The sequence below is a fragment of the Pseudomonas sp. NFX71 genome, assembly GCF_048079215.1.
Classification (GTDB): Bacteria; Pseudomonadota; Gammaproteobacteria; order Pseudomonadales; family Pseudomonadaceae; genus Aquipseudomonas; species Aquipseudomonas fluorescens_B.
Map to the genome: position 1 here is coordinate 37,868 of NZ_CP182230.1, position 26,070 is coordinate 63,937.

At 62.2% G+C, this 26,070-nt stretch carries 14 protein-coding genes; 4 read left to right on the forward strand and 10 right to left on the reverse strand.

Going from position 1 to position 26,070, the window contains the following annotated elements:
- Window positions 1–257: 257 nt before the first annotated feature.
- The 5 genes from ACM1ZW_RS00220 to ACM1ZW_RS00240 form a co-directional block, all read right to left on the reverse strand.
- On the reverse strand, window positions 258–482 hold the full coding sequence (locus tag ACM1ZW_RS00220; protein ID WP_017339962.1) for an MbtH family protein: 225 nt from the start codon (window positions 480–482) through the stop codon (window positions 258–260).
- Window positions 483–563: 81 nt separating this feature from the next.
- Window positions 564–1,976 carry an aspartate aminotransferase family protein gene (locus ACM1ZW_RS00225; protein ID WP_416739986.1) on the reverse strand — a complete coding sequence of 471 codons (1,413 nt, stop codon included), beginning with the start codon at window positions 1,974–1,976 and terminating at the stop codon, window positions 564–566.
- 75 nt (window positions 1,977–2,051) lie between these two features.
- The gene (locus ACM1ZW_RS00230) at window positions 2,052–2,537 is read right to left on the reverse strand and encodes a GNAT family N-acetyltransferase (RefSeq protein ID WP_414878104.1); all 486 of its coding nucleotides are present in this window, start codon (window positions 2,535–2,537) and stop codon (window positions 2,052–2,054) included.
- Window positions 2,538–2,696: 159 nt separating this feature from the next.
- On the reverse strand, window positions 2,697–4,022 hold the full coding sequence (locus ACM1ZW_RS00235) for an ATP-binding protein (RefSeq protein ID WP_017339965.1): 1,326 nt from the start codon (window positions 4,020–4,022) through the stop codon (window positions 2,697–2,699).
- A complete protein-coding gene (locus tag ACM1ZW_RS00240; protein WP_017339966.1) occupies window positions 4,019–4,702 on the reverse strand; it encodes a response regulator in 684 nt (227 codons plus the stop codon). The genes ACM1ZW_RS00235 and ACM1ZW_RS00240 overlap by 4 nt, the downstream gene beginning before the upstream one ends.
- 153 nt (window positions 4,703–4,855) lie before the next feature.
- Between ACM1ZW_RS00240 and dsbD the strand changes: the two genes are divergently transcribed.
- The 3 genes from dsbD to dsbG are packed head-to-tail and all read left to right on the forward strand — an operon-like array spanning window position 4,856 to window position 8,204.
- On the forward strand, window positions 4,856–6,592 hold the full coding sequence (dsbD, locus tag ACM1ZW_RS00245) for a protein-disulfide reductase DsbD (RefSeq protein WP_416739987.1): 1,737 nt from the start codon (window positions 4,856–4,858) through the stop codon (window positions 6,590–6,592).
- A complete protein-coding gene (locus ACM1ZW_RS00250) occupies window positions 6,592–7,458 on the forward strand; it encodes a prolipoprotein diacylglyceryl transferase family protein (RefSeq protein WP_414878101.1) in 867 nt (288 codons plus the stop codon). The genes dsbD and ACM1ZW_RS00250 overlap by 1 nt, the downstream gene beginning before the upstream one ends.
- Window positions 7,434–8,204, forward strand: a complete 771-nt coding sequence (gene dsbG, locus ACM1ZW_RS00255; RefSeq protein WP_017339969.1) for a thiol:disulfide interchange protein DsbG — start codon at window positions 7,434–7,436, stop codon at window positions 8,202–8,204. The genes ACM1ZW_RS00250 and dsbG overlap by 25 nt, the downstream gene beginning before the upstream one ends.
- 71 nt (window positions 8,205–8,275) lie before the next feature.
- Here dsbG and ACM1ZW_RS00260 read toward each other — a convergent pair whose 3' ends face one another.
- Both ACM1ZW_RS00260 and ACM1ZW_RS00265 read right to left on the reverse strand, forming a co-directional pair.
- Window positions 8,276–9,088, reverse strand: coding sequence for an alpha/beta fold hydrolase (locus tag ACM1ZW_RS00260; protein WP_414878100.1), 813 nt, complete (start codon window positions 9,086–9,088; stop codon window positions 8,276–8,278).
- Between the two features lie 178 nt (window positions 9,089–9,266).
- Complete coding sequence (locus ACM1ZW_RS00265) at window positions 9,267–22,265, reverse strand: non-ribosomal peptide synthetase (protein WP_416739988.1); 12,999 nt, start codon at window positions 22,263–22,265, stop codon at window positions 9,267–9,269.
- Between the two features lie 386 nt (window positions 22,266–22,651).
- On the opposite strand from ACM1ZW_RS00265, the gene ACM1ZW_RS00270 reads away from it, so the two are divergent.
- Entirely contained in the window at window positions 22,652–23,200 is a 549-nt protein-coding gene (locus ACM1ZW_RS00270) for an RNA polymerase factor sigma-70 (protein WP_017339972.1), read from the forward strand.
- A 106-nt stretch (window positions 23,201–23,306) separates the two neighbouring features.
- Here ACM1ZW_RS00270 and ACM1ZW_RS00275 read toward each other — a convergent pair whose 3' ends face one another.
- The 3 genes from ACM1ZW_RS00275 to ACM1ZW_RS00285 all read right to left on the reverse strand — a co-directional run bounded on the left by ACM1ZW_RS00275 (window position 23,307) and on the right by ACM1ZW_RS00285 (window position 25,925).
- Window positions 23,307–24,311 (reverse strand): GNAT family N-acetyltransferase, encoded by a 1,005-nt coding sequence (locus ACM1ZW_RS00275; RefSeq protein ID WP_416739989.1) that lies wholly within the window; start codon window positions 24,309–24,311, stop codon window positions 23,307–23,309.
- Window positions 24,312–24,411: 100 nt separating this feature from the next.
- Entirely contained in the window at window positions 24,412–25,206 is a 795-nt protein-coding gene (locus ACM1ZW_RS00280; RefSeq protein WP_416739990.1) for a substrate-binding periplasmic protein, read from the reverse strand.
- A gap of 92 nt (window positions 25,207–25,298) precedes the next feature.
- Window positions 25,299–25,925, reverse strand: a complete 627-nt coding sequence (locus ACM1ZW_RS00285) for a TetR/AcrR family transcriptional regulator (protein ID WP_017339975.1) — start codon at window positions 25,923–25,925, stop codon at window positions 25,299–25,301.
- Window positions 25,926–26,070: the final 145 nt, after the last annotated feature.

The window sequence follows — 26,070 nt, forward strand, 5'->3', positions numbered from 1 at the left end:
GGACATCCATCGCTAGCAGGCTAGCTCCCACAGGGGAACGCGTTCTGCTTTGGCTTTGGTTTTTGATCTGGTTTTTGATCTTGATCTGCCCCGTCGGAAGGCCGAGAGCAGGTTCTGCGTAGTGGGCCCACGGAGCAGGACCGGAGCGAGGCAAATCAAGGCTTGCTCACGAAACACACCTCCAGACAACACAAACTCCAAAGCAAAAAAAAGCCCGCTGACCTTACCGGTCCAGCGGGCTTCTCTTTGCGTGAAATCTAGTGAGCCAGAGCCTGTTCTTCCATCTTCTTGCGCAAGCTCAGCGGACGCATGTCCGTCCAGGTTTCTTCGATGTAAGCCAGGCATTCCTTCTTCAGCCCGCTCTTGCCCACGGTGCGCCAGCCTTCAGGCACAGCTTTGTAGTCGGGCCAGATCGAGTACTGCTCTTCGTGGTTGACCACGACCTGAAAGAGGATGTCCTCGCGGTCGAATACTGACGTCATGGTGTCTCTCCATCGCTGTAAGGTGAGCTGCACTGCGTGCGCAGCCGTTATGTAGAAAGAACGTTCCGGGGCCCGGAAAATTTAGAGGCTGGCGGTGGCAGCAGCCATGGCTCGACCAAAAATTTCCGCGACCCGATCGATTTCCGCGGCGGTAATCACCAGTGGCGGCAGGAAACGCACCACGCCGCCATGACGGCCCCCCAGCTCAAGAATCAGCCCGCGCTTGAGGCATTCACGCTGCACCAGCGGCGCCAGACGAGCAAAAATCGGTGGATGCCCCTGAGCATCCGGCGCGCCTGTCGGGTCGACCAGTTCAACGCCAAGCATCAGGCCGCGACCGCGAATATCGCCCAGTTGCGGGAAGTCTCGTTGAAGAATGCGCAGGTGCTCGCTCAAGCGCTCGCCCATGGCCGCAGCGTGTTCGCAGACCTTGTGCTCAACCAGATAACGCATCACCGCAGAGCCCGCGGCCATGGCCATTTGATTGCCACGGAAGGTCCCGGCATGCGCGCCCGGCAACCAGGTGTCGAGCCAGTCGCGATACACCACCACCGCCAGCGGCAGGCTGCCGCCGATGGCCTTGGACATCACCACCACGTCCGGAATGATCCCGGCGTGCTCGAAGGCGAACATCTTGCCGGTACGGGCAAAACCGCTCTGGATTTCGTCGACGATCAGCGCCACGCCCGCCTTCTCGGTGATGCGCCGCACGCCGCGCAACCAGTCGAGGTCGGCCGGGATCACCCCACCTTCGCCCTGGACGACTTCCACAATCACGGCAGCCGGCAATTGCACGCCGGCCTCGGGATCGTTCAGTAAATTATCGAGATAGTTGAGGTTGACCTGCACGCCTTGGGCGCCACCGAGGCCGAACGGGCAACGGTAATCGTAGGGATACGGCATGAACTGCACGCCGCTGCTGAGCAATGCGCCCAAGGGCTTTTTCGGACCCAGGCTGCCCATCAGGCTCAACGCGCCCTGGCTCATGCCGTGATAAGCGCCCTGGAAAGACAACACGGTGCTGCGCCCGGTGGCGGTGCGCACCAGTTTCAGCGCGGCTTCCACCGCGTCGGTGCCGGTCGGGCCGCAGAACTGGATCCTTGCTTCAGCGGCGAGCGCCGGCGGCAGCAGTCCGAACAGGTCCTGGACGAACTGGTCCTTGACCGGCGTGGTCAGGTCGAGGGTGTGCAGCGGCAGTTCATCGGCCAGCACTTGCTGGATCGCTTCGATCACCACCGGGTGGTTATGCCCCAGGGCCAGTGTCCCGGCGCCGGCCAGGCAGTCAATGAAACGGCGGCCTTCAACGTCTTCGACATAAATGCCCTTGGCACGCTTGAGGGCCAGGGGAATGCGTCGCGGATAGCTACGGGCATTCGATTCCTGCTGACTCTGGCGTGCCAGCAACGGCGATTCGTTGAACTGATACAGCGTCTCGGCCGGCGCCGGAGTGATCCGGGCCGACTGATCTTCCATAAGGCTGGTAGCGACTGACATCTCTCGACCCCTCAATAGGTTTTCCTGTTCTGGAAACGCATCAGCGCGCCGAGGATTTAGACCCTTGATCAGCTTTTATGAAGGTGGCGTCAGCGCCTTGTACATGGGGATGGCGTGGAGCCCGGCGACGGTGAAGGTTTCGGCGCAGGGCTGATAACCCAGATGACGGTAAAAGGCTTCGCTGGTTCGGGTGCTGTTGAGTCGGGCCTGGGCCACACCGCGTTCAATCAGCCAGCGTTCGAGGTCGTGGACCAGTGCCTGCCCGGCACCGCGTCGAAACCATTCCGGCTGCACGTAACAGAACGCAACCTTGCCGCTGATCGCCGCCATCGCGGCGCCTACCGGTTTGTCCTGCAACAGGGCGATATTCAGGTACAACCGTTGGTCGGTCAGCCACGTTTGAATGCGTTCAGTGGTTTTGCTGTGAGTCCAGGTGGCGACGGTTCGCGGGTCGTTGCGGTGGTCGAGCGCACAGCCGATGCGGATCGAACGCTCGACGATCCGGCTGATGATGCCGGCGTCGGCGGGGGTTGCCTTGCAGACGTGCAGGGATGCATCCATGGCACTGTGACCTCAATCCATTGAGAAAAAGCCGTCGGGGACGATAGCCCCGCAGGTGCCAGCAATGCCAATGGAGAGAGGTTACATTTGATGTGCAACACAGAATCCTGTGGGAGCGGCGGTGCGACGTGCCCGCTCCCACAGGGTTTTGTGGTGTGCTCAGACCGGTTGCAACGGCATGGTCAACTCAACCCGCAAGCCATCCGGCCGGCTGTCGAAACGCAGCGTGCAGCCACATCGCTGAACAATGGCCTGGACAATCGCCAGCCCCAAGCCACAGCCGGTGCTCTGGCCGTTGCGCCAGAAGCGCTGGGTCAGGTGTTGCAGATCGTCTTCGGCAATGCCCGGGCCATGGTCGCGTACTACGAACTGTACGCGGCTGCCGGTAGTCTCCAGGCTCAGTTCCACCGGTCCGTCATTCGGGGTATGGCGTAGCGCGTTGTCCAGCAGGTTGCGCAGCGCGGCAATCGACAGCACGGCGGGCATTTGCACGGGTGCGTGAGAGATCTTCGGCGGCAACTTGAATGTGATCCGCTGACGATCACCGCTGGCGGCATCCTGAATCGCCAGTTTTGCCACTTGCTCGGCGCTGCATTGCACACCGTCGTCGAACGACAGGCTGCCCTCGACCCGTGCCAGCAACAACAGTTGCTCAAGGGTCCGGTGCAGGCGGTCGGCGCCCTCCTCGGCCCGGGCCAGGGATTGATCCCGCGCCGCGCCGTCGGTCATGCGTGCCACTTGCAGGTGCGTCTTGATCGCCGTCAGCGGGCTGCGCAGTTCATGCGCCGCATCACCGGTCAGGCGGCGTTCGCGCTCGATGGTCTTGCCGATGCGCTGGAACAACTGGTTCTGGGTATCCAGCAACGGTTGCAATTCGCTGGGCAGCGGCTGGATCTGCAAAGGTTCCAGCGAGTCGGCGCTGCGGCGCATCAAGGCATCGCGCATGCGGTTCAACGGCGCCAATCCCTGGCCGATGCCCAGCCAGAGCAGGCACAGGCAACCGAGCAATGCCACGCCCACCGGCACCGAGGCGGCCAGCAGAATCGACATGTTCAGCGCTTCACGCTCGATCTGCCGATCAGCGGTGGTGATGCGCAAATCGCCACGAGCCAGGGTGAAGCTGCGCCACGGTGCGCCGTCGATCATCTGATCGTGGAAGCCCATTTTCTCGGCTTCCAGGGTTTGTTGCGGATCGGTGTGACTGCGGGCCAGGATTTCCCCGCGCAAGGAGCTGACCTGACACGCCATGCCACCCGGGATGTTCAGTTGTTCCGCGCTGAAATGGGTGCCCTCGCCCTTGGTCGGCAAGGCGGGCAATTGCTCCATCAGGCCGGCGACCATACGCGCCGACGCCACCAGCCGCTGGTCGAGGGAAAACATCATCTGGTTGCGCAGGTCGCTGAGCATCCAGGCTGCCGCCAGGGCCCAGATCAGCGCAAACGCGGCGCCGAGTGTCAGGCTCAGGCGCAAACGCAGGCTCATCACTTTTTCAGTTCCTCTGCACCATCGGCCGGCCCCAGGCGATAGCCCAGGCCGCGCACGGTCTCAACAATGCCGTTACCCAGCTTGCGCCGCAGGTGATGGATATGCACGTTGAGGGCGTTGCTTTCCAGCTCGTCGTTGAAGCCGTAGACGCTGTCCTTCAACTGCTCGGTGGACAGCACCCGGCCACGGTTGTGCAGCAGAGCTTGCAACAGCGACTGTTCGCGACGGGAAAGGTCCACCGGTTGTCCGGCGAGCGTGGTTTCGCGGCTGCTCGGGTCATAGGTCAGGGCGCCGTGCTCGATCAGGTTGACGCTGCGCCCCGCGACCCGCCGCAACAACGTGTGCAGGCGTGCGGCGAGTTCACGCAGGTCGAATGGCTTGAGCAGGTAATCGTCGGCACCGGCCTGCAAACCGTCGACGCGGTCAGTGACCGAATCCCGCGCGGTGAGAATCAGCACCGGGATTTCCAGACCGTTGTGACGCAACTGCTGCAACAGCTTCAGACCGTCCTCGTCGGGCAGGCCGAGGTCGAGCACCATGACGTCGAACTCGGCGACCTTGAGCATGGCGCGCGCAGCCGAGGCCGTCGCCACGTGCTCGACCGTCAGGCCTTGAGCGGTGAGACCGGCGACAATGCCGCTGGCGATCAGCTCGTCGTCTTCGCAAACCAGTACGTGCATGGTCAACCCTGTTGAAAAAAGCTGATTAGGCCGGTGGCCGATTAAGCGGACATTATGCCGCAAGCGCCACGTCCACAAGGTTATCGCGGTTAATCATCGGTTAATCGCCGCCTCCCATTGTGCACCTCACTTGCAAAGGGATAAGGCTTACCCATGCGTCGACTGTTTTTGTTTTTTCTTCTCTTGATCTCGGGTGTGGCCCAGGCAGGGACCAATCCGTTCGAAACCAAACCTGAATTCCTGCCGGTGGAAAAGGCGTTTGTCTTCACCTCCGAGCGCCTCGACTCAGGTGAAACACAGCTCTATTGGCAGGTCTCCGATGGTTACTACCTTTATCAGAAACGCCTGAAGTTCGATGGGTTACCCGCCGAGCTGCATCCTGTGCTACCCGAAGGCGAGTCTCACAGTGATGAATTCTTCGGCGAACAGCCGGTTTATCGCCAGGGCCTGGAACTGAAGATTCCGGCCGGTGCGACGGGCACGATCAAGGTTGGCTTCCAGGGGTGTGCCGATGCCGGTTTGTGTTATCCACCGCAAACCCAGGTGGTGGATCTGGGCGGCAGCGCTGCCACTTCCACGACGACCGAAGCCCCGGATCAAGCCCTGGCCAGCAGCCTGCAACAACGGGCGCTGGGCTGGAGCCTGCTGGTGTTCTTCGGTCTGGGCCTGCTGCTGGCCTTCACCCCTTGTTCGTTGCCGATGCTGCCGATTCTGGCCGGTTTGATCGTGGGCAGTGGCGCCACGCCCAAACGTGGTTTTGCGCTGGCGACCAGTTATGTCGTGAGCATGGCGCTGGTGTATGCGGCGATGGGCGTTCTAGCCGCGTCGCTGGGTGCGAACCTTCAGGCGCTGCTGCAAAACCCTTGGCTGCTGGGCAGTTTCGCTGCGGTGTTCGTGTTGCTGGCACTGCCGATGTTCGGGTTCTTCGAACTGCAACTGCCGGTGGCCGTGCGTGATCGGCTGGAAAACGTGTCGCGCAATCAGCGTGGTGGCAGCCTGCTCGGCGCGGGCGTGCTGGGCGCGTTGTCCGGTTTGCTGGTCGGCCCGTGCATGACCGCTCCACTGGCGGGCGCCCTGCTCTACATCGCGCAAAGCGGCAATGCGCTGCACGGCGGGTTGATTCTGTTCGCCATGGGCATCGGCATCGGTGTGCCGCTGCTGTTGCTGGTGACGGTCGGCAATCGCTTCCTGCCCAAACCCGGCGCCTGGATGAACCTGCTCAAAGGCGTATTCGGCTTCCTGTTTCTCGCCACCGCGTTGCTGATGCTACGGCCGGTGCTGGATCAATCGTTGTGGGTCGGTCTGTGCGGTGCGCTGTTGCTGATCGCCGCCTACAGTGCCTGGAAACAGTCGGAAGGTTTCGGACGCGTCGCGCATGTGTTCGGTGCCAGCTCATTGTTGCTCGGCGTCTGGGGCAGCCTGTTGATGATCGGTGCGGCGGGCGGCAGTGATGACCTGTTGAAACCGCTACAGGTCTTTAGCACCGCCAATGCGAGCAATGTCACCCGCCCGGTCGGCCACGACGCCTTCACCACGATCAAGGACCCGGCCGCGCTGCAACGGGAACTCGACGCGGCTCAGGCTCAGGGCCAGTGGGTGCTGCTGGACTACTACGCCGACTGGTGCGTGTCGTGCAAAGTCATGGAAAAACAGGTTTTCGGCCAAACCCGCGTCCTCGACGCCTTGAGCGATGTGCGCTTGCTACGGCTGGACGTCACCGCCGACAATGCCGCCAGCCGCGAACTGCTCGGCCGTTATAAAGTGCCGGGGCCGCCGAGTTTTCTGTGGATCGGCGCCGACGGCATCGAGCGTCGCAGCCAGCGCATCACCGGCGAGGTCGATGCCGACACCTTCCTGCAACGCTGGACCACCACCCGAGACGCCCGTTAATGCTGACTTTTACCCTCGGCACCTTTGCCATCGCGCTTAACCACCTGCTGCTGATCAGTGCCCTGGCGCTGGCGACGTTTGTCGGCTGGCGGGCGGCCAAACGTGGCGGCGAGAACCCCGAGTCGGTGCTGTTCAGCCTGTTCCTGATCGGCATGCTGGCCGCCCGGATCAGCTTCGTGGCGCTCTACTGGGCGCACTATCGCAATGATCCGTGGCAAGTCATCGACTTGCGCGACGGCGGTTTTCTCGCGCTGCCCGGGGTGATCGTGCTGTTGCTCGCCGCGTTGTATCGCGGCTGGCGTCGGCCAGGCTTGCGCCGCCCGTTGGGCTTCGGCGTGGCCAGCGGCCTGGCGTTCTGGGTGCTGGCCACCTTCTCGCTGACAATTTACGAACAGGGCACGCGCCTGCCGGACATTACCCTGCGCAATGCCGCCGGTGAAACCGTGCAACTGGCGGACTACAAGGGCGGGCCGCTGGTGATCAATCTCTGGGCCACCTGGTGCCCGCCGTGCCGTCGGGAAATGCCGGTCCTGGAAAATGCCCAGCAACACCGCCCGGACCTGACTTTCCTGTTCGTCAATCAGGCCGAAAGCATGCAAAGCGTCAGCACGTTCCTGGAAACCCAGGGCCTGAGCCTGTCCAACGTGCTGTTCGACGGCAGTGGCCGATTGGGCCAGGCCGTCGGCTCGATGGCGTTGCCGACTACGCTGTTCTATAGCCCTGACGGTCGTCTGTTGGGCAGCCACCTGGGCGAACTGTCGGAAGCCAGCCTGGCTCGCGCCCTGGAAAACTTCGATACCCCGAATCCCGCCGTACCGGCCACCTCTTCAAGGAAACTGCCATGCCCCGCCTCCGCCACCTGTTGACGCTGACCCTGGGCGCCGCCCTGCTGCACTTGCCGTCGGTACAGGCCGCTGAAGAACTGCCCGAAGCGATCAAGAAGATCGAAGCCAAGGGCGCCAAAATCGTTGGCCAGTTCGACGCACCCGACGGCCTGCGCGGTTATGCCGCGCAGTACCAGAACCGCGGCATGGCGCTGTACCTGACGCCCGATGGCAAACATGTGTTGCTGGGCAGTTTGTACGACGCCGAGGGCAACGACCTGAGCAGCGCGCCCTTGCAGAAGCTGGTTTACGCGCCGATGGCCAAGGAAATCTGGGGCAAGCTGGAAACCAGCAACTGGATCGGTGACGGCAACAAGGACGCCCCCCGCGTGGTGTACCTGTTCAGCGACCCGAACTGCCCTTACTGCAACATGTTCTGGGAACAGGCGCGGCCGTGGGTGAAGGCCGGCAAGGTGCAATTGCGGCACATCATGGTCGGCATCATTCGTGAGGACAGTCCGGGCAAATCCGCGGCGCTGCTCGCGGCCAAGGACCCGCAAAAAGCCCTGCAAGACCACGAAGGTGCCGGCAAGGCCAGTTCGCTCAAGGCCCTGAAAGACGTACCGCCGGCGATTCAGGCGAAACTGGCGGCGAACATGCAGTTGATGGAAGACCTGGAGTTGCAGGCGACACCGGCGATTTTCTACATGGACGACAAGGGTGAACTGCAGCAACAGCAAGGCGCGCCGTCACCGGACAAGCTGGTGAAGATTCTCGGGCCGAAGTAAGGGCCGTTTGATTCGTGGTGGCAGCAGTAACGTCATCGCGGGCTCGCCCGCGATGACGTCAGTACGATCGACTAATTTCTCTCAGCCAGAAACTTCAGCAAGGCCTCGGTCACAAACGACGGATTCTCCAGATTGGAGATATGCCCCGCCTCCGGTACCAGCACACACGGGCAACCGATCAACTCGGCCATTTCCTTCGCCTCCGACGGCGGTCGCGGCTTGTCCTGATCGCCACACATCACCAGCGTGGCGCCAGCATTCAACTCGCCCAGACGCGGCAACAGATCATCCCGACCAAACGTAATCCGGCCCATCGGCACGATGCTTTGACGCAGGCGCTCCGGCGGCAGCGCAGCCAGTTTCGCGCGAAAATCCTGATACAGCGCCGACTGCGGATCGATGCCCGGACGGAAGAAGATCGGCACGACGATGTCGAGCAATTGCGGTGCAATCACCCCGCTGTCTTCGATCTGCTTGAACAGCGAGAAATAGTACTGGCGGGTCGGTTCCGGTTCGACACCGACGTAGGTGTCCATCAGCACCAGGCCGTTGATTCGTTGCGGGGCTGACAGTGCCAGGCGTACGCCCCACATGCCGCCTACCGACAGACCGACCAGCGTGACACGGTCGATGTCCAGATGATCGAGCAACCCCCGTGCCTGACGGGCAATGTCATCCAGCGATTGCGTGCCTTCCGGTAGCGGGCCTGATTCACCGTGACCCCACAGGTCCAGGGCGATGACCCGGTATTGCCGCGACAGCGCGGCGATCTGCGGCGCCCACATGGCCTGGTCCCAGAGGTAGCTGCCAGCGAGCAGCACTGCGGGGCCGGTGCCTTGATCGATGTAGTGAAGGGGTTGTCCGTCAATCGTAACGAAGGGCATTGACTGTTTCCTCTGCCGAAAAGGGAAGAGGCAGACTGCGACGGGTCGGATCTACAGTCAACGCACAAATCGTGTCGAAAATGACCACGCCATCGCTAGCAGGATAGCTCCCACAGGTCAGCATTGCCCCTGTGGGCAGCTAGCCTGCTAGCGATGAGGCCTCACAGACGCTAGAGAATTACAGCCCCTCCAACTCCGCCATCAGATCATTCAACCGATCCACCTTCTCCTCGGTAATATCGCTCGCCGCCAACCCGTCGATGTACTCCGCCAGCTCCTCGACCGTGCTGCACTCGAACATCGCCCGCAGCGGCACATCCCGTTGCAGCGATTTCTGCACCCGCGAGGCAATCTGCGTCGCCAGCAGCGAATGCCCGCCCAGCTCGAAGAAGTTGTCGCGCACACCGACCTTCTCGACCTTCAATACCTCGGCCCAGATGCCCGCCAATGTCTGCTCCAGTTCATTGCGCGGTGCCTGGTAATCCTGGCTCTGCAACTGGCCGATCTCCAGCGCCGGTAGTGCCTTGCGATCCAGTTTGCCATTGGCGTTGAGCGGCATCCGCTCCAGCCACAACCAGTGCAGCGGCACCATGTATTCCGGCAGTTCGGCGCGCAGGCGTTGCTTGATGCGCTCCAGGCGTTCGCCTGGAGCGAGCGCCGATTCGGCCGCCACAAGGTAACCGACCAGATGCTTTCCATTGACGCCTTCCTGCACCCCGACCGCCGCTTCGCGCACTTCCGGTTGTTCGTGCAGACGCGCTTCGATTTCACCCAGTTCGATGCGGTAACCGCGAATCTTCACCTGATGGTCGATGCGCCCGACGTATTCCAGCACGCCGTCACTGCGACGCCGGGCCAGGTCGCCGGTGCGATACAGACGATCCCCCGGCTCGCCAAACGGGTTCGGCACAAACACCTGCGCCGTGCGCAACGGATCGCTGACATAACCGCGCCCGACACCGGTGCCGGCCACGCACAACTCGCCCACCGTCCCCAGCGGCACCAGGTCCAGTGCGCCGCCGAGCAGGTACAAACGGTTGTTGTCGGTCGGCGTACCGATCGGCAAATAGCTGCCGCGGGTCGAGGCCATGTCGACGCGGAAGAACGCCACGTCGTCGGAGCATTCCGCCGGTCCGTAAGCATTCACCAGCCCGATGTCGGGGTAGCGCAGCAACCATTGATGCGCCAGTTCCGGCGGCATCGCTTCGCCCGTCGGCAACATCCAGCGCAGGCCGTCGAGGCGCATGCGTTCCTGGGCGAGCATGCCCTGAATCAGCGACGGCACGCTTTCGAGCACGGTGATGCCCTGGGCCGACACGTGCGCCAGCAAGCCCTGTGGATCGTGGGCGATGGTGTTCGGCACGATGTCCACCCGCGCGCCAAACAACGGCGCGGCAAGGAACTGCCAGACCGAAATGTCGAAGCTTTGCGAAGCGGTCTGGGCGATCACATCAGTGTCACTGAGATTGAGGTACGGGACCTTGCTCAACTGATTGTTGAGCATGCCGCGCTGTTCGACCATCACACCTTTGGGCAGACCGGTGGAACCCGAGGTGTAGATCACATAAGCGAGGTTGTCCGGACCGCTGTAGAGGCCCGGATTCGCCACCGAAACATCGCTCGCCTGAACTTCTTCCCACACCAGCAACCGTGGCCGATTGGCGCAACCGAATGCCTCCAGCAGCGCGACAGCCTGTTCACGGCAGGCCTGCGTGCAGACCAGCAACGGCGTACGGCTCAGGTCGATGATGCGGCTCAGACGCTGACTCGGCAGCCCCGGGTCCAGCGGCAGATAACCGGCGCCCGCCTTGAAGCTGCCGATGATCATCCCGAGCAGGTCGAGGTTACGTTCGGCCAGCAACGCCACCGGTTGATCCAGCCCGACACCCGCCGCGATCAACCCATGGCCGAGGCGGTTACTGCGCTGGTTCAGCTCAGCGTAAGTGTGTTGCCGGTCGAGGCAACTGGCGGCGATCCGTTGTGGATACCGCGCGACCTGCGCTTCGAACAACGCGACGTAGCTCTGCTCCAGCGGGTAATCGTGTTCGCTCTGGTTGCAGCCATGGATCAGGAAATCCTGTTCCTCGGCCCCCAGCAGCGGCAAGTCCGCCATGTCGCCATGGAAACCGTCGACCAGCGCCAGCAACAAACGCTTGAACTCACCCAGCATGCGCTCGACGGTCGACTCGTCGAAATAGCGCTGGTCGTAAGACAGGTGCAAGCCCAGGTCATCACCCGGATAACACACCGCCGTCAGCGGGAAGTTGGTGTGGGTGCGGCCCGAATCCGAGGTCGCGTTGAGGCTCTGCGCGCGGTCCAGTACCGAGACGTCCACCGGGGCGTTTTCGAACACGAACAGGCTGTCGAACAGCGGCTGGCCTTTGGGCAACTCGCTGTTTTCCTGAATGCTCACCAACGGCAGGTATTCGTACTCGCGCAGTTGCATGTTGCTGTCGAGCAAGCCGCTGAGCCACTGGCGAACACTGCAACGCTGATCGTCCTCGGGCATTTTCACCCGCAGCGCGATGCTGTTGATGAACAGCCCGACGGTGCGTTGCATCTCGGGCATGTCCACCGGACGGCCGGCCACGGTGACGCCGAACAGCACATCGCGATCACCGCTCAAACGCCGCAGCACCAGGGCCCACGCCGCTTGTGCGAAAGTGTTGATGGTCAGCTGATGGGCCTGCGCCAGTTCACGGAGGTGTGCACCGTCACGGGCATCGAGACGGGTGTAGCGGTCGCCGACGATCATGCCGCCGCTGTCGCCCGCATGTTCACGCAGGAACGGCCGGTCACTCGGGATCGGCGTGGTGCGTTCGAAGCCTTGCAGGTTGGTTTTCCACCACTGCCGCGCTTGCGCCAGGCTCTGCCGTTGCAGCCAGCCGATGTAGTCGCGATAACGTGGCGGCACGGCCAGTTTGGCTTCGCGTCCGTCACCCAGCGCGGTATAGATCTCAAAGAAATCCGCCATCAGCAACGACCGGCACCAGGCATCGATGAGGATGTGGTGGTTGCTCATCATGAACCAGTAGCGTGCTTCGCCAACCTTGATCAAACGCAGGTGGAACGGTGCCTGGTTGAGCAGATCGAAGCCGGCTTCGCGCTCGCTTTTCAGCAAGGCTTGCAGTTTCGGTTCTTGCTCCGCCTCGGCGATGGCGCTCCAGTCGAGGTACTCGATCGGCGTGCTGCCCGGCTTGTGGATAACTTGCAGCATGTCTTCGCCGATGTTCCAGCAGAACGACGCACGCAAGGCTTCGTGCCGGGCGATCACCGCTTGCCAGGCCGCGGCGAAACGTTGCGGATCGAGTTCGCTGTTGATGCGATAACGGTCCTGCATGTAGTAGAGGCCGGTGCCCGGTTCCAGCAAGGTGTGCAGCAATATGCCTTCCTGCATCGGGGTCAGCGGGTAAACGTCTTCGATGGCAGCGGCCGGGATCGGCAGTGCGTCGAGTTGCGCCTGGGTCAGCTTCGCCAGCGGGAAGTCCGACGGCGTCAGGCCGCCCGCCTCGTCACGCAGGCAATGGTCGATCAGGCTCTGCAATTCACCGAGGTAGGCGTCCGCCAGTTCGCAGATGGTTTGCGCGTCGTGGCGTTCGGCACTGAAGGTCCAGCGCAGCACCAACTCACCACCATAGACCTGACTGTCGACGCTCAGCTCGTTGGGCAGCGGTGCTTTCGGATCGTGGGCGGCGCCGACGGCTTCATCGAGCGGACGGAACAACGCGTCCGCGCCGAAGCTCTGGTCGAACTGGCCGAGGTAGTTGAAGGTGACCGGCGCCACTGGCAACGCAGCCATGGCCTCACGGCTCGGTTCATCGGCGAGGTAGCGCAGCACGCCAAAACCCAGTCCTTTGTGCGGCACGCCACGCAGTTGCTCCTTGATCGCCTTGATCGAAGCGCCCTGCCCGGCGGCCTCTTCAATGTTCAGCGGTGTCAGGCGCAACGGATAAGCGCTGGTGAACCAGCCAACGGTACGGGTCAGGTCGATCTCGTCGAACAGCGTCTCGCGACCGTGGCCTTCGAGTTGAATCAACGCCGACTCATGACCGCTCCAGCGGCACAGCACCCGGGCCAGCGCCGTCAGCAACAGGTCGTTGACCTGGGTGCGATAGGCGCTCGGTGCCTGTTGCAACAGTTGCCGGGTGTACTCGCTATCGAGGCGCACGCTGACGGTGTCGGCGTGACGATTCTGCCGGCCGCCTTCAGGCCGGTCGCACGGCAATTCGACGCTCGGCCCGGCCAGTTGCGACTGCCACCAGCTCAGCTCTTCACGCAGGGATTCGCTGCCGGCATACGCCTGCAAACGTGCAGCCCAATCCTTGAAGGCGCTGGTTTTCGCCGGCAGTTTGACCGACTGTTCAGCCGCCAGTTGGCGATACACCGTTTGCAGATCGTCGAGCAATACGCGCCAGGAAACGCCGTCCACCACCAAGTGATGGATCGCGAGGAACAGCCGTTGCCGGCCTTCGGGACCATCGACCAGCAGCGCACGCATCAACGGCCCCTGTTCAAGGTCGAGGCTGCGCTGGGCATCGGCGAACAGAGCCGCGCATTCATCCATCGCCGAGACACGCACCTGCCACAGCACCGGCGTGCCGCCCACCTTCTGGTGCGCCGCCGTCCATTCGCCCGCTGTTTCAGTGAAACGCAGGCGCAAGGCATCGTGCTGTTCGATCACCGCCAGCAACGCTTGCTCGAGACGATGAGGGTCCAGCGCAACGGTCGGTTCCAGCAGCAATGCCTGGTTCCAGTGCTGACGCTCGGGCATGTCGGTGTCGAAGAACCAGTGCTGGATCGGCGTCAGACGCGATTCGCCGGCGAGCAAACCTTGCTCGGCCGTGACCTGTTCGGTGCGGCTCGCCACAGCGGCGAGTGTCTGTACGGTCTGGTGCTGGAACAGGTCACGCGGGCTGAAGTGAATGCCCTGCTGCCGCGCGCGGCTGACCACCTGGATCGACAGGATCGAGTCGCCGCCCAGTTCGAAGAAGTTGTCGTTGAGACCGACCTGCGCCACGTTCAGCACGTCGCACCAGATCTGCGCCAGCGTCAGCTCCAGTTCATTGCTCGGCGCCACATAGTCCTGACGATTCAGCTCAGGGTCCGGCGCCGGCAATGCACGACGGTCGAGTTTGCCGTTGGCGGTCAGCGGCATGCTGGCCAGCAGGATCAGGTGCGGGGGCACCATGTAGTCCGGCAGTTGCGATTTCAGATGAGCCTTGAGGGCGTCGCGCAGTTCGGTTTGTTGCGCGTCGTCCCGATCGGCGACCTCAGTCACCAGGTAGCCAACCAGTTGTTTGCCGCTCGGCGCATCCAGCGCCAGCACCACGGCTTCGCGGATAGATTCATGTTCCAGAAGACGGGTTTCGATTTCGCCCAGCTCGATGCGGAAACCGCGAATTTTCACTTGATGGTCGATGCGCCCAAGGTATTCCACCAGCCCGTCGGCGCGCTGACGCACCAGATCGCCGGTTCGATAGATCCGCCCGCCATCGGCCACGAACGGGTTGGCCACGAACCGCTCCGCGGTGATGCCCGGACGGTCGTGATAACCCTGCGCCAGGCCGGCACCGCCGACGTACAACTCGCCGGTCGCGCCCTGCGGCACCAACGCCAGATCGGCATCGAGAATGTACGCCACGCGAGCACCGATCACGCTGCCGATCGGCACGCTGCCCATGCCCTCTTCAAGCTGCTCGGGCGCGAGACTGGCCAACGGCATGACCACGGTTTCCGTCGGGCCGTAGGCGTTGAAGAACAGACTCGGCTTGAACGCTGCGCGAATCCGCTGCAGATGTTCGCCGGTCAGCGCTTCACCGCCGGTGATGCACATGCGCACCGGCAGGGTTTCGCCTTGTGTCGCCAGCCACTGCGCCAGTTGGCTGCCGTAGCTCGGGGTGAAACCGAGGATGTTGATGTGATGGCGACGGATCAACCCGCAGATCTCTTCCGCGTCCCACTGACCCTGAGCACGCAAAACCACTTGAGCACCGCTCAGCAACGGCACCAGCAAACGCTCGGTCGCGGCGTCGAAGTTGATCGAATAGAAGTGCAGCTCGCAGTCGTCCGGGCGCATGCCGAAACGCTCGATCACGGCGCGGCAGTGCATGGCGATTTCACCGTGGGACACCACCACGCCTTTGGGCTTGCCGGTGGAGCCCGAGGTGTAAATCAGGTACGCCTGGTGTTGCGGCAGGCTGATGAACGGCAGTTCGGTGGTCGGGTAATTGGCCAGCTCCCCAGCATCGTCCTCCAGGCACCAACGGGCGACGGTGGATGGCAGCTCGCCGAGGGCGTTGAACATCGCCGCATCGCTGAGCAGCAAACCGACGCCGCTGTCTTCGATCATGTAATGCAGGCGATCGAGCGGGTATTCCGGGTCCAGTGGCACATAAGCGCCGCCCGCCTTGAGGATCGCCAGCAGGCCAATGACCATTTCCAGCGACCGCTCAAGTGCAAGCCCGACGCGAACCTGCGGGCCGACACCGCGTTCGCGAAGCATCCAGGCCAGGCGATTGGCGCGGCTGTCGAGTTCGGCGTAGCTCAGGGTCTCGCCGGCGAACGTCAGCGCCGGCGCATCCTTGCGCGCCAGGGCCTGCTCGCTGAACAGGTGATGGATGCACTGGTCCAGTCGGTGTTCGCCCGGCTCGACGCCAAGGCTGTCGAGCAGGTTTTGCTGTTCCGTGGCTTCGAGCAACGGCAGCTCACTGAGACGCTGTCGCGGATCGGCCAGCAGCGCTTCCAGCAGATTGCGCCAGTGCCCGGCCATGCGCGCAATGCGTGGTTCATCGAACAAATCAGTGCTGTAGGTCAGGCAGCAACCGAGACGATGATCGAGGTCGGTGACTTCCAGGTTGAGGTCGAACTTGGTCGCCCGCGCATCGTTGGCCAGGTACTCGACGGTCATGCCGGCGAGCGTGCGGCTTTGCTGGAATTCCCAGCGCTGCACGTTGCACATCACCTGGAACAGCGGGTTATACGCAGCGCTGCGCGGTGGCTGCAACGCCTCCACCAGATGATCGAACGGCAGGTCCTGATGGGACTGGCCTTCGATCACGGTATGACGCACCTGCTCGAACAATTCGCCGACCGACATCTGCCCGTCGAGCTGACAACGCAGCACCTGGGTGTTGAGGAACGCACCGATCAACCCTTCGCTTTCGGGGCGAATACGGTTGGCTACCGGCGCGCCGATGCGCAGGTCTGCCTGGCCGCTGTAGCGGTAAAGCAGCACCGCCAGCGCGGCGGTCATGGTCATGAACAGGGTCAGACCGTTTTGCGCATTGAACGCACGAACCCGTGCGGCGAGGTCGTCGCTCAGGTCGAAACGGAACAGCTCGCCCTGATGACTTTGCACAGCCGGACGCGGGCGGTCGGCGGGCAATTCCAGCAGTGGATGTTCGCGCCCCAGTTGTACAGTCCAATAGTCGAGCTGGCGCTGACGCTCGCCAGACTCCAGCCACTGACGCTGCCAGACGCTGTAATCGAGGTATTGCACCGGCAGCGGCGCCAGCGGCGATTCGCGGTCATCGACGAACGCTTCGTAAAGCGCGCTGAGTTCCCGGGCAAAAATGTCCATCGCCCAACCTTCGGTGACGATGTGGTGCAGGGTCAGCACCAGGTAATGTTCCTGTTCAGCGGTCTTGACCAGACAGGCGCGCAGCAGCGGCCCGGTTTCCAGATCGAAGGGTTTATGCGCCTCGTCGTCGGCGAGTTGCTGCACCGCCAATTCCCGGCCGTCGGCTTCCAGCGCGGAGAAATCTGTCCAGTCCATGCGCATCCCGGTTTCCGGGTGCACCCGTTGCTGGGCCACGCCGTCAATGCTCGGGAACGTGGTGCGCAGGGTTTCGTGACGCATGATCAGCGTTTGCAAAGCCGCCTCGAAGCGCCCGACATCCAGCACCCCGCGCAACCGCGCCATGCCACCGACGTTGTAGGCCGGGCTGTCCGGCTCCATCTGCCAGAGGAACCACATGCGCTGCTGAGAATAGGCCAGCGGCACCGGCTGGCTGCGATCGACTATCTCGATCGGTGGTTGCTTGTTGGTATTGCCGCTGGCCTGGATCTGTCGGACCTGCCCGGCGAATGCGCCCAGTTCACTGTTTTCGAACAAGACTCGCAGCGGCAACTCGACGTCGCACGCCTGACGGGTGCGGGAGATGATTTGCGTGGCCAGCAGCGAGTGGCCGCCGAGGGCGAAGAAGTCATCGCGCAGACCGATCTGCTTCAAGCCCAGCACTTCACGCCAGATCGCGGCGATCTGCTGTTCAAGCTCAGTGACCGGCTCAACGTGTTCGCGCACTTGCCACCGGGGTTCGGGCAAGGCGCGACGGTCGAGCTTGCCGCTGGGGCTGAGGGGCATTTCGCCCAGGCGCATCAGTTGCGCCGGGACCATGTATTCCGGCAGCTCGGCCGCCAGCGCAGTTTTCAGGCGTGCGGTTTGCGTGTCTTCGGCTTCGCTGTTTGCAGTGGCGGTGTAGTAACCGATCAGTTGAGCCCCGGCCGCTGTTTCGCGCACCTGCACCACCGCTTGAGCGACGCCGTTCTGAGCCAGCAGACGCGCTTCGATTTCTTCCGGCTCAACGCGAAAGCCGCGCACTTTGACCTGCTGGTCGAGACGGCCGAGGTATTCGATCACGCCCTCGGCGGTCCAGCGTGCGCGGTCGCCGGTGCGGTACAAACGTGCGCCCTGCTCGCTCAATGGATCGACGACAAAGCGTTCGGCGGTCAGGCCCGGACGGCCCAGATAACCTCGGGCCAGGCCAATGCCGCTGATGCACAGTTCACCCGGCACACCGGCCGGCACCGGGTTGAGGTCGCTGTCGAGCACCCGGCAGATCACGTTGCCCAACGGACGGCCAATCGGCGAGCGCTCACCATCGGCCGCGCTGCACTGCCAATGGGTGACGTTGATCGCCGTTTCGGTCGGGCCATAGCGGTTGTGCAGTTGTACCGCCGGCAGCTGTTCCAAAACGCGGTTGCGCAGTTCCGCCGGCAAGGCTTCACCACCAGAGAACACACGGCGAAGGCTGGTGCATTCGGCGGTGAGCGGCTCGTCGATGAACAACGAAAGCAGTGGCGGCACAAAGTGCAGCGTGGTCACGCCGTATTGCCGAACAAGCTGCGCGATGCGGTGCGGATCGCGGTGTTCACCGGGACCGGCGATCAGCAAGCGTGCACCGGTGATCAGCGGCCAGAAGCATTCCCACACCGACACGTCGAAACTGATCGGCGCTTTTTGCATCAGCAGGTCGGAGTCGTTCAGGCGATAGGTGTTCTGCATCCATTGCAGGCGTTCGGCAAGGGCCGCGTGGGTGTTGCCGACGCCCTTCGGTTGGCCGGTGGAACCGGAGGTGTAAATCACGTAAGCGAGGTTGTCGCCGTGCAGATGCAGACCCGGTGCCTGGCTCGGCCAGTTCTCCAGGTGCAGCGCATCCATGGCAATCACGCTGACGCCATCGGTGGCCGGCAAGCGATCAAGCAATTGGGTTTGCGTCAGCAGCAATTCCACGCCGCTGTCCCTGAGCATGTAGGCCAGGCGTTCGGCGGGGTAATCCGGGTCCAGCGGCACGTAGGCACCGCCGGCCTTGATGATCGCCAGCAGGCCGATCAGCAACTGCGGCGAGCGCTCGGCAGCGATGGCCACGCACACGTCCGGGCCGACGCCTTTGTCGCGCAGGTAATGCGCGAGGCGGTTGGCCTGGGCGTGCAGTTCAGCGAAGTCCAGGCTGCCGCCGTCCCACATCAGCGCGGTACGCTCCGGGGTCAGGCGGGCCTGTTCGCCGAGCAGTTCCGGCAGCCATTGGCTGGCCGGTGTGCACGGTGCGGCGCTCCAGTTTTCCTGCTGATCGTGTTCGCTGGGCGCCAACAATTGCGGGTCGCCGATAGCGGTTTTCGGTTGATCGCAGATGGCGCGCAGCAGGTTGCTGAAATGCTCGGCCAGTCGCTCGATGGTGGTGGCGTCGAACAGTTCGCTGGCGTAGTCGAAGGACAGGCTCAGGCGACCGTTACGGTCTTCTTCGCTGTGCAGTTGCAAGTCGAACTTGGCTTGGCGGCTGTGCCACGGCAGTTCGTCGGCGAGCAGGCCGGGCAAGCGACGCAGTGCGCTCAGGTCCCGTTGCTGGTGGTTGAACATGACCTGGAACAAGCCCTGTTCGCGGGCCTGCGGGAAGGCTTCGAGCAGTTGTTCGAATGGCAGGTCCTGATGCGCTTGTGCGCCCAATGCGCTCTGTCGGGTTTGCGCCAGCAACTCAACAAACGGCAACCGTGAATCCACCTCGGCGCGCAGCACCTGGGTGTTGATGAAGAATCCGATCAGGCCCTGGGTTTCCAGGCGTGGACGGTTGGCGTTTGGCACGCCGACGCGGATGTCGGTCTGGCCGCTGTAGCGATGCAGCAGGCTCTGGAACGCCGCGAGCAATAGCATGAATGGGGTGGAATCGTGGGCCTGGGCGGTCTGGCGAATCGCATCGCAGAGGGTCGCGCTCAACCGGACGGTGTGGCGCGCGGCGCTGTGCAGGTGTTGCGCCGAACGCGGGTGATCGGTGGCCAGGCTCAGGGGCGGATGCTCCTCGCCCAACTGCGTTTTCCAGTAGACCAGTTGCCGTTCGCCCTCGCCTTGCGCCAGCCATTGACGCTGCCAACTGCCGTAGTCGGCGTACTGCGTCGGCAATGGCGCGAGCGTTGCCGTTTGCCCTTGGGACGCAGCGGCATACAGACGCGAGAATTCGTCGATCAGCACGTTCAGCGACCAGCCGTCGGCGATGATGTGATGCAGCGTCACCAGCAACTGGTGATCTTCATCATCGAGGCGCACCAGCGTCACCCACAGCAACGGACCTTTTTCCAGATCGAACTGGGTACGCGCTTCGTCCTCGCGGATTTGTTGCGCACGGGCTTCACGCTCGGCGACGGGCAAATCGCTGATGTCGATCCGTTGCAGGTTGAATTCACCCGCAGCATCGATCAGTTGCAGCGCCACACCGTCACGCTCGAAGAAACGTGTGCGCAGGGATTCGTGGCGTTCGATCAGTTGCTGGAAACTGGCGCGCAAGGCGTCTTCGTCCAGCTCACCGCGCAAACGCAAGGCGCCGGGAATGTTGTAGGCGCTGCTGTGCGGGTCGAGCTGCCAGGTGATCCACAGACGGTTTTGCGCGAGGGATTGCGGCAGCGCTTCGCTGCGCGACAACGTGCTGATCGCGCCTTGGGCCAGGCTGCCGTCCTGTTGTTGCTGCACGACCGCGACGGTGAATGCGCCGAGGGTCGGCGCTTCGAACAGCAGGCGCAGGTTCAGCTCCAGACCGAGCGCTTCGCGCAGGCGCGCCACCACTTGAGTGGCGGCGATGGAGTTGCCGCCGAGCAGGAAGAAGTGGTCATCGGCATTGACCTGCTTGACCTGCAATTGCTCGGACCAGATCTGGCCGATCAGGGTTTGCAGCTCGGAATCCGACTCGATTGTGGCCTCGTTTTCAGTGCTCGCCGACGGGAACACCGCGTAGCTGTCGAGGCTGCCCTCCGCCAGGCGATTGCGGCACGCCGAGCGTTGCAGTTTGCCGCTGGAGGTCTTGGGCAAGGCGCCCGGATTGAGCAACACCACCACGCTCGGTGCTTCCTGATACGCCTCGGCCACCGCCTGGCGAATGGCTTTGATCAGCGCTTCGGGCGGGAGGATTTTCTGCACGCTGCGGCTGATTTCCGCAGCGATGCCGATACCTTCCTGACCGTCGATGTTCACCGCGAACGCGGCGACGCGACCTTTACGCACCACTTCCACTTCACGCTCGACGGTCTGCTCGATGTCTTGCGGGTACAGGTTGTGCCCACGAACGATCAGCATGTCCTTCAGGCGCCCGGTGATGAACAATTCACCGTCGCGCATGAAACCCAGGTCACCGGTGCGCAGCCAGGTTTTTCCGGCAAGCTGGACGAAGGTCTTGGCGCTGGCCTCGGGGTTGCGCCAGTAGCCATGGGCGATGCTCGGCCCGGTAGCCCAGACTTCGCCGATCGCGTTGTCGGCCAGTTCGTTGAGCGCCAATGGCTCGACAATCAGTACCGCGTGATCTGGTTGGCTGCTGCCGCAACTCATGATCGCGCTGCCTTCGCCCGGTTCGGCACGGTTTTGTGCCAACGCCTGATCGTCCACCCGCAGATTGCCGATGCCTTCGCCACGCGCTGTGCCAGCGACGAACAAGGTGGCTTCCGCCAATCCATAGGACGCCATGAAACTGTCCGGGGTGAAACCGCAACTCGCGAACTTCTCGGCGAAACGGTCCAGGGTGTCGAGACGAATCGGCTCGGAACCGGAATACGCCACGCGCCAGCCGCTCAGGTCGAGGCGTTCCAGCGCCGATTCGCTGACCCGCTCGCTGCACAGCCGATAGGCAAAATCCGGCCCGCCGCTGATGGTGCCGCCGTATTCGCTGATCGCTTCCAGCCAGCGCAACGGCCGGCCGAGGAAGTACGCCGGCGACATCAACACACACGGCACGCCACTGAAAACCGGTTGCAACAGACCGCCGATCAAGCCCATGTCGTGGTACAGCGGCAGCCAGCTGACAATCACGTCATCCGGGTTCAGGTCGATGCCGAAACCCTGGCGAATCAGCAATTCATTGGCCACCAGATTGCCGTGACTGACTTGCACACCTTTAGGCAACGCGGTGGAGCCGGAGGTGTATTGCAGGAACGCGATGTGATCGCCGTCAAGGTTCGGCTCGGCCCAACGCTGCGCCAGTGCGACATCAAGGGTGTCGACGCACAGCAGCGGCGGCGCGCCATCGATGTGCTGCAACGCGTGGCGCAGGTCGGCACTGGTCAACAGCAGGCGCGGTTCGGCGTCGCTGATGATCGACAGCAGGCGTTCCTGATGATGACGCTTGGCCGACTCCGGTGGATAAGCCGGCACCGCAATCACACCCGCATACAAGCAACCAAAAAACGCCGCGACGTAATCCGGCCCGCTGGGAAACAACAGTACCGCGCGATCACCGAAATCCGTCTCGGCCTGCAACGCACCGGCAATGGTGCGCGCCCGTTGATCCAGCTCGCGATAACTGAGCACTACGGCCTGATCCGGGGTTTCGGCGAGAAAACGCAAGGCCACCCGATCCGGCGTCAGGGCCGCGCGGCGCTGAAGGGCTTGGACCAGTGTGCCAGGTATTTCGAACGCGTCGGTCATGAGGTTTCCTGCCTGAATTCGGCTTGCAAATGGAATCGGTTTTCTGACGTCACGCCCCTTCAGGGGCATGCAGGACGCGGTCTTCGCCGACCGCGCAAGGCATTGGGAATGCTGTTTTGGCCGGGGCGTACGCCCGGAGCCATTCACCAATGAGAACGGATGGCGTCTTGAAATAATTAGTCCGCAGGTTTGATCGTCAACGGGAGCGCGGCTGCCGCAAGCGGGCGCGACAGCGTGTCGCAGTTCTCAATGTGCACCTTTGAAGAGCATTACTTCTCTTTCTCAATTGACAATCATTATCATTCAGAATAATTTGTCGCTCGATGTGTAGGACGGCTCCGATTCCCTTGCTGTCCCACGACCCTATTTGCAGCAAGGTGATTTCCATGACGGAACAAGTATCCACAAGCAGGTGCGATTCACCGCTACTTCAGGCATTCGTCGACAATCGACTGATTCTGGTCAAGATTGCTGCCCGTATCACCGGCTGCCGGTCACGTGCCGAAGATGTGGTTCAGGATGCGTTCTTCCGCCTGCAATCGGCGCCGCAGATCACCTCCTCGATCAAGGCTCAGCTCAGTTACCTGTTCCAGATCGTGCGCAACCTGGCGATCGATCACTACCGCAAACAGGCGCTGGAACAGAAGTATTCGGGGCCTGAAGAGGAAGGGCTGAACGTGGTGATCCAAGGTGCTTCGCCGGAAACCTCGCACATCAATTTCTCGACCCTGGAAAACATCGCCGACGCGTTGACGGAGCTGCCGAGCCGTACCCGTTACGCTTTCGAGATGTACCGTCTGCACGGTGTGCCGCAAAAGGACATCGCCAAGGAGCTCGGCGTGTCGCCGACCTTGGTGAACTTCATGATTCGCGATGCGTTGGTGCATTGCCGCAAGGTGTCGGGCAGTCGCGCGGATACGTTTGCCCGTCGTTGACTGGCAACGTCAGATCAAAAGATCGCAGCCTTCGGCAGCTCCTACATGGAATGCATAACCCTGCAGGAGCTGCCGAAGGCTGCGATCTTTCAGGTTTAACGCTAAATCAGGCCAACACACACCGCTCAAAAAACCACTCCCGCCCCAACACCATCAACGCTGCACGCTTGTGCGGGAAGTCGAACTCTTTCTCGCAGTGAAAACGCTGACCCTGCATATACCCGATCATCTTCGCGTTATCGGCGCGCGGCTCGGCGACCACCCGTTGGGTGCGTGGATCGTCGAGAAACAGGTAATGCGTCAACGCCGATAACCAGCTCGCCACCTTGTGTGGGCCGCGATGATTTTCTTCGCCGACCAGCATGTGAATGCCACGGTCGTAATCACCCGCCTCATAAAACGGCGCGATGCGGTCTTCCTTGGCCCAGTAGGCTTCGAAATAGGCAAACGGCTGGTCATCGAAACAGCCGATCAGCGTCACGGTGTGTGGATCGGCTTCGAGTTTGCCCAGGTACTCGCGATGCTGTTCAAGGCTGCCCTCTTCCTGCCAGAAACTCGCCACCCGCGCACTGTTCTGCCAGCGGTTGAACCGCGCAAGATCCAGGTCGATATCCACCGTTCGCAGGGAAATCCATGCCCCCAGCCGTGCATCGAAACGCCGATAGACCTCACCGCGAGGCTTCACTGGCCGCAACGGATGACGCTTGCCGTCGCTGATCACCCTTTGCTGTGGGTAGCTGTTGGTCTGCGAGGTGCACAACCAAGGTTGCGGCAATTGCCAGAAGAGCGTGCGCTCGCAGCGATACTGGCCGGCGATCCCGGTCGGGATCAGCAGTCCAGTGAGCAAGGCTTCAGCGGGGGCTTCATCGAGGTGCCAGGTCAGGTGCTGACACTCGGGGTCACGGGCAAACAACCAATAACAGGCGGCCCACAATGCCTGAATGTCGGGATGCGCCTCGACTTTCACCTGCAATTCGGGTTCGCGTGCCAGGCGCAAGGTAATCAGCGGTTGCGCGTCCTGGCTAAGACTCAATCGGTTTTCACTTTCTTCAGCGACAAGACGACTGCCCGTCGGCAAGGCCAGGGCAGTCAGATTATTCAAATTGGACATGGGTCGGGCTCACGGTAATCGTCGACAGTTCAACGATGTGACGTCAGCCAGCGGGGAAAATTTAAGCGACTCAGGCAAACACGCGACGGTTGACGCGTATTCAATTGCCCGGAACCGGCACCACCGCGATCTTGTACGGATCGAAAATCTTCAGCATCTGGCCGTTGTCGCGCAATCCTTGCAGCAACTTGCCAAATGCCTCGCCGCTGATGGGCGCTGAAGGACGAAGAATGGCGTAGTGGTGATAGACCTGATCGATGCGCTCGGACACCAGCAACTGATCGGCGACCTTCTCGTTGCGCAGCAGGTAATCGCTCAGGTAAGAGCGCGTCACCAGGGCAACGTCGGCCCGCCCGCGCAGTACCATCAGCAGATTGCTGTCGTGGGAATAGGTCAGCGTGGCGTTGTAGTTTTGCGCGAGGACTTTCGGGTCGGCATTGAAGTTGGCGAACTCGTAGTGATAACCGCTGAACAGCGCCAGACGCTTGCCGGCGAGATCGGTAAAGTAGTTCTGCTGACGATTCGGTATTCGTTGTGCAACAAAAATCTCCGCGTCCTCCAGTCCCATGTCGACGCTGGTGTGGGGGATGTCCTTCCAGCCCCAGCCCGGGTTCTCGAAAATAGCCATATCCACCCGGCCCTGCTTGAAGTCACCGAAGCGTCGCGGAATGGACGTCGGCACCAGCACGAACTGATAGTCGCTTTGTACTGCATTGAGCGCTTCGACCAACTGTGGCAACAGACCGGTGTCGGCACCGGATTCCGGGCGCACGGTATAAGGCGGAAAATGCGCTGCACCGACCCGCACTAGTTGTGCAGCCGGGGACGGCAATACCCACAACGCCGCAAGCGCCGCCAGCAAAAGCCGCGAGGCCGTCCGAATTGGCGAAGACATCAAAACTTCCCACTCCCCAAAAAATACGCATCAATCCATTCAAGCTAGGCGGTTTCGGCCACTTAGCCAGTTTCCTGCGGCCCTGAACGAAATTATTGTTGTTCTTTCAGCACCAGTATCAACGCTTCATCGGCCAATTGATCGAGGTTCATGCTGCCACCCGCGCGATACCAGGTCGTGGTCCAGGACAGCGCGCCGGTCAGGAAACGGCGGGTGATGAACACGTCCCCACGGATGAAACCCGCGTTTTTGGCCTCACCCAGCACTTGCAGCCAGAGGTCCTCATAGATGTCACGCAGCGCCAGGACCTTCGCCTGGCCGTCTTCGGACAGCGAACGCCATTCATACACCAACACCGCCATGGCCTCACCGCTGCCGCCCATGATCGACTGCAATTCGCAGCGAATCAGCGCCAGCACCCGCTCGCGCACGTTGTCGGCTTCAGCGATCGCGGCATGCATCAACGCGGTGTTGTAGCGAATGGTTTCCTCCATCACCGCCCGCAGGATCTCGTCCTTGCTTTTGAAGTGATGAAAAATACTCCCCGACTGAATGCCCACGGCACCGGCCAGATCGCGCACCGTGGTGCGTTCAAAGCCTTTATTGCGGAACAGGTGAGCCGCCACTTGCAGCAGTTTGCCACGGGCGCTGTCCGGGTCGGTCAACTGGCCGCTGTCGACCAGTTCGCGCATGACCCTCAGGGCTTTTTGCTCGTCCACCCGTTCTCTCCTACAGTCGTATTCACCGCTAAAACAGCGGGGTTGCGCGGGCAATTTAAGCTGACGCAGGCAACCAAGCAAGCGCTCGGCCCTAAGATATTTCAGTCGTTTACAAACCAAGCGCTTGCTTGGTAGTCTCGATTCA

Excerpts from the sequence above, each read along its gene's own strand:
- ACM1ZW_RS00220 (WP_017339962.1), bottom strand. The coding sequence starts at position 482 with ATGACGTCAGTATTCGACCGCGAGGACATCCTCTTTCAGGTCGTGGTC.
- ACM1ZW_RS00225 (WP_416739986.1), bottom strand. The coding sequence starts at position 1,976 with ATGTCAGTCGCTACCAGCCTTATGGAAGATCAGTCGGCCCGGATCACT.
- ACM1ZW_RS00230 (WP_414878104.1), bottom strand. The coding sequence starts at position 2,537 with ATGGATGCATCCCTGCACGTCTGCAAGGCAACCCCCGCCGACGCCGGC.
- ACM1ZW_RS00240 (WP_017339966.1), bottom strand. The coding sequence starts at position 4,702 with ATGCACGTACTGGTTTGCGAAGACGACGAGCTGATCGCCAGCGGCATT.
- dsbD (WP_416739987.1), top strand. The coding sequence starts at position 4,856 with ATGCGTCGACTGTTTTTGTTTTTTCTTCTCTTGATCTCGGGTGTGGCC.
- ACM1ZW_RS00250 (WP_414878101.1), top strand. The coding sequence starts at position 6,592 with ATGCTGACTTTTACCCTCGGCACCTTTGCCATCGCGCTTAACCACCTG.
- dsbG (WP_017339969.1), top strand. The coding sequence starts at position 7,434 with ATGCCCCGCCTCCGCCACCTGTTGACGCTGACCCTGGGCGCCGCCCTG.
- ACM1ZW_RS00260 (WP_414878100.1), bottom strand. The coding sequence starts at position 9,088 with ATGCCCTTCGTTACGATTGACGGACAACCCCTTCACTACATCGATCAA.
- ACM1ZW_RS00265 (WP_416739988.1), bottom strand. The coding sequence starts at position 22,265 with ATGACCGACGCGTTCGAAATACCTGGCACACTGGTCCAAGCCCTTCAG.
- ACM1ZW_RS00270 (WP_017339972.1), top strand. The coding sequence starts at position 22,652 with ATGACGGAACAAGTATCCACAAGCAGGTGCGATTCACCGCTACTTCAG.
- ACM1ZW_RS00275 (WP_416739989.1), bottom strand. The coding sequence starts at position 24,311 with ATGTCCAATTTGAATAATCTGACTGCCCTGGCCTTGCCGACGGGCAGT.
- ACM1ZW_RS00280 (WP_416739990.1), bottom strand. The coding sequence starts at position 25,206 with ATGTCTTCGCCAATTCGGACGGCCTCGCGGCTTTTGCTGGCGGCGCTT.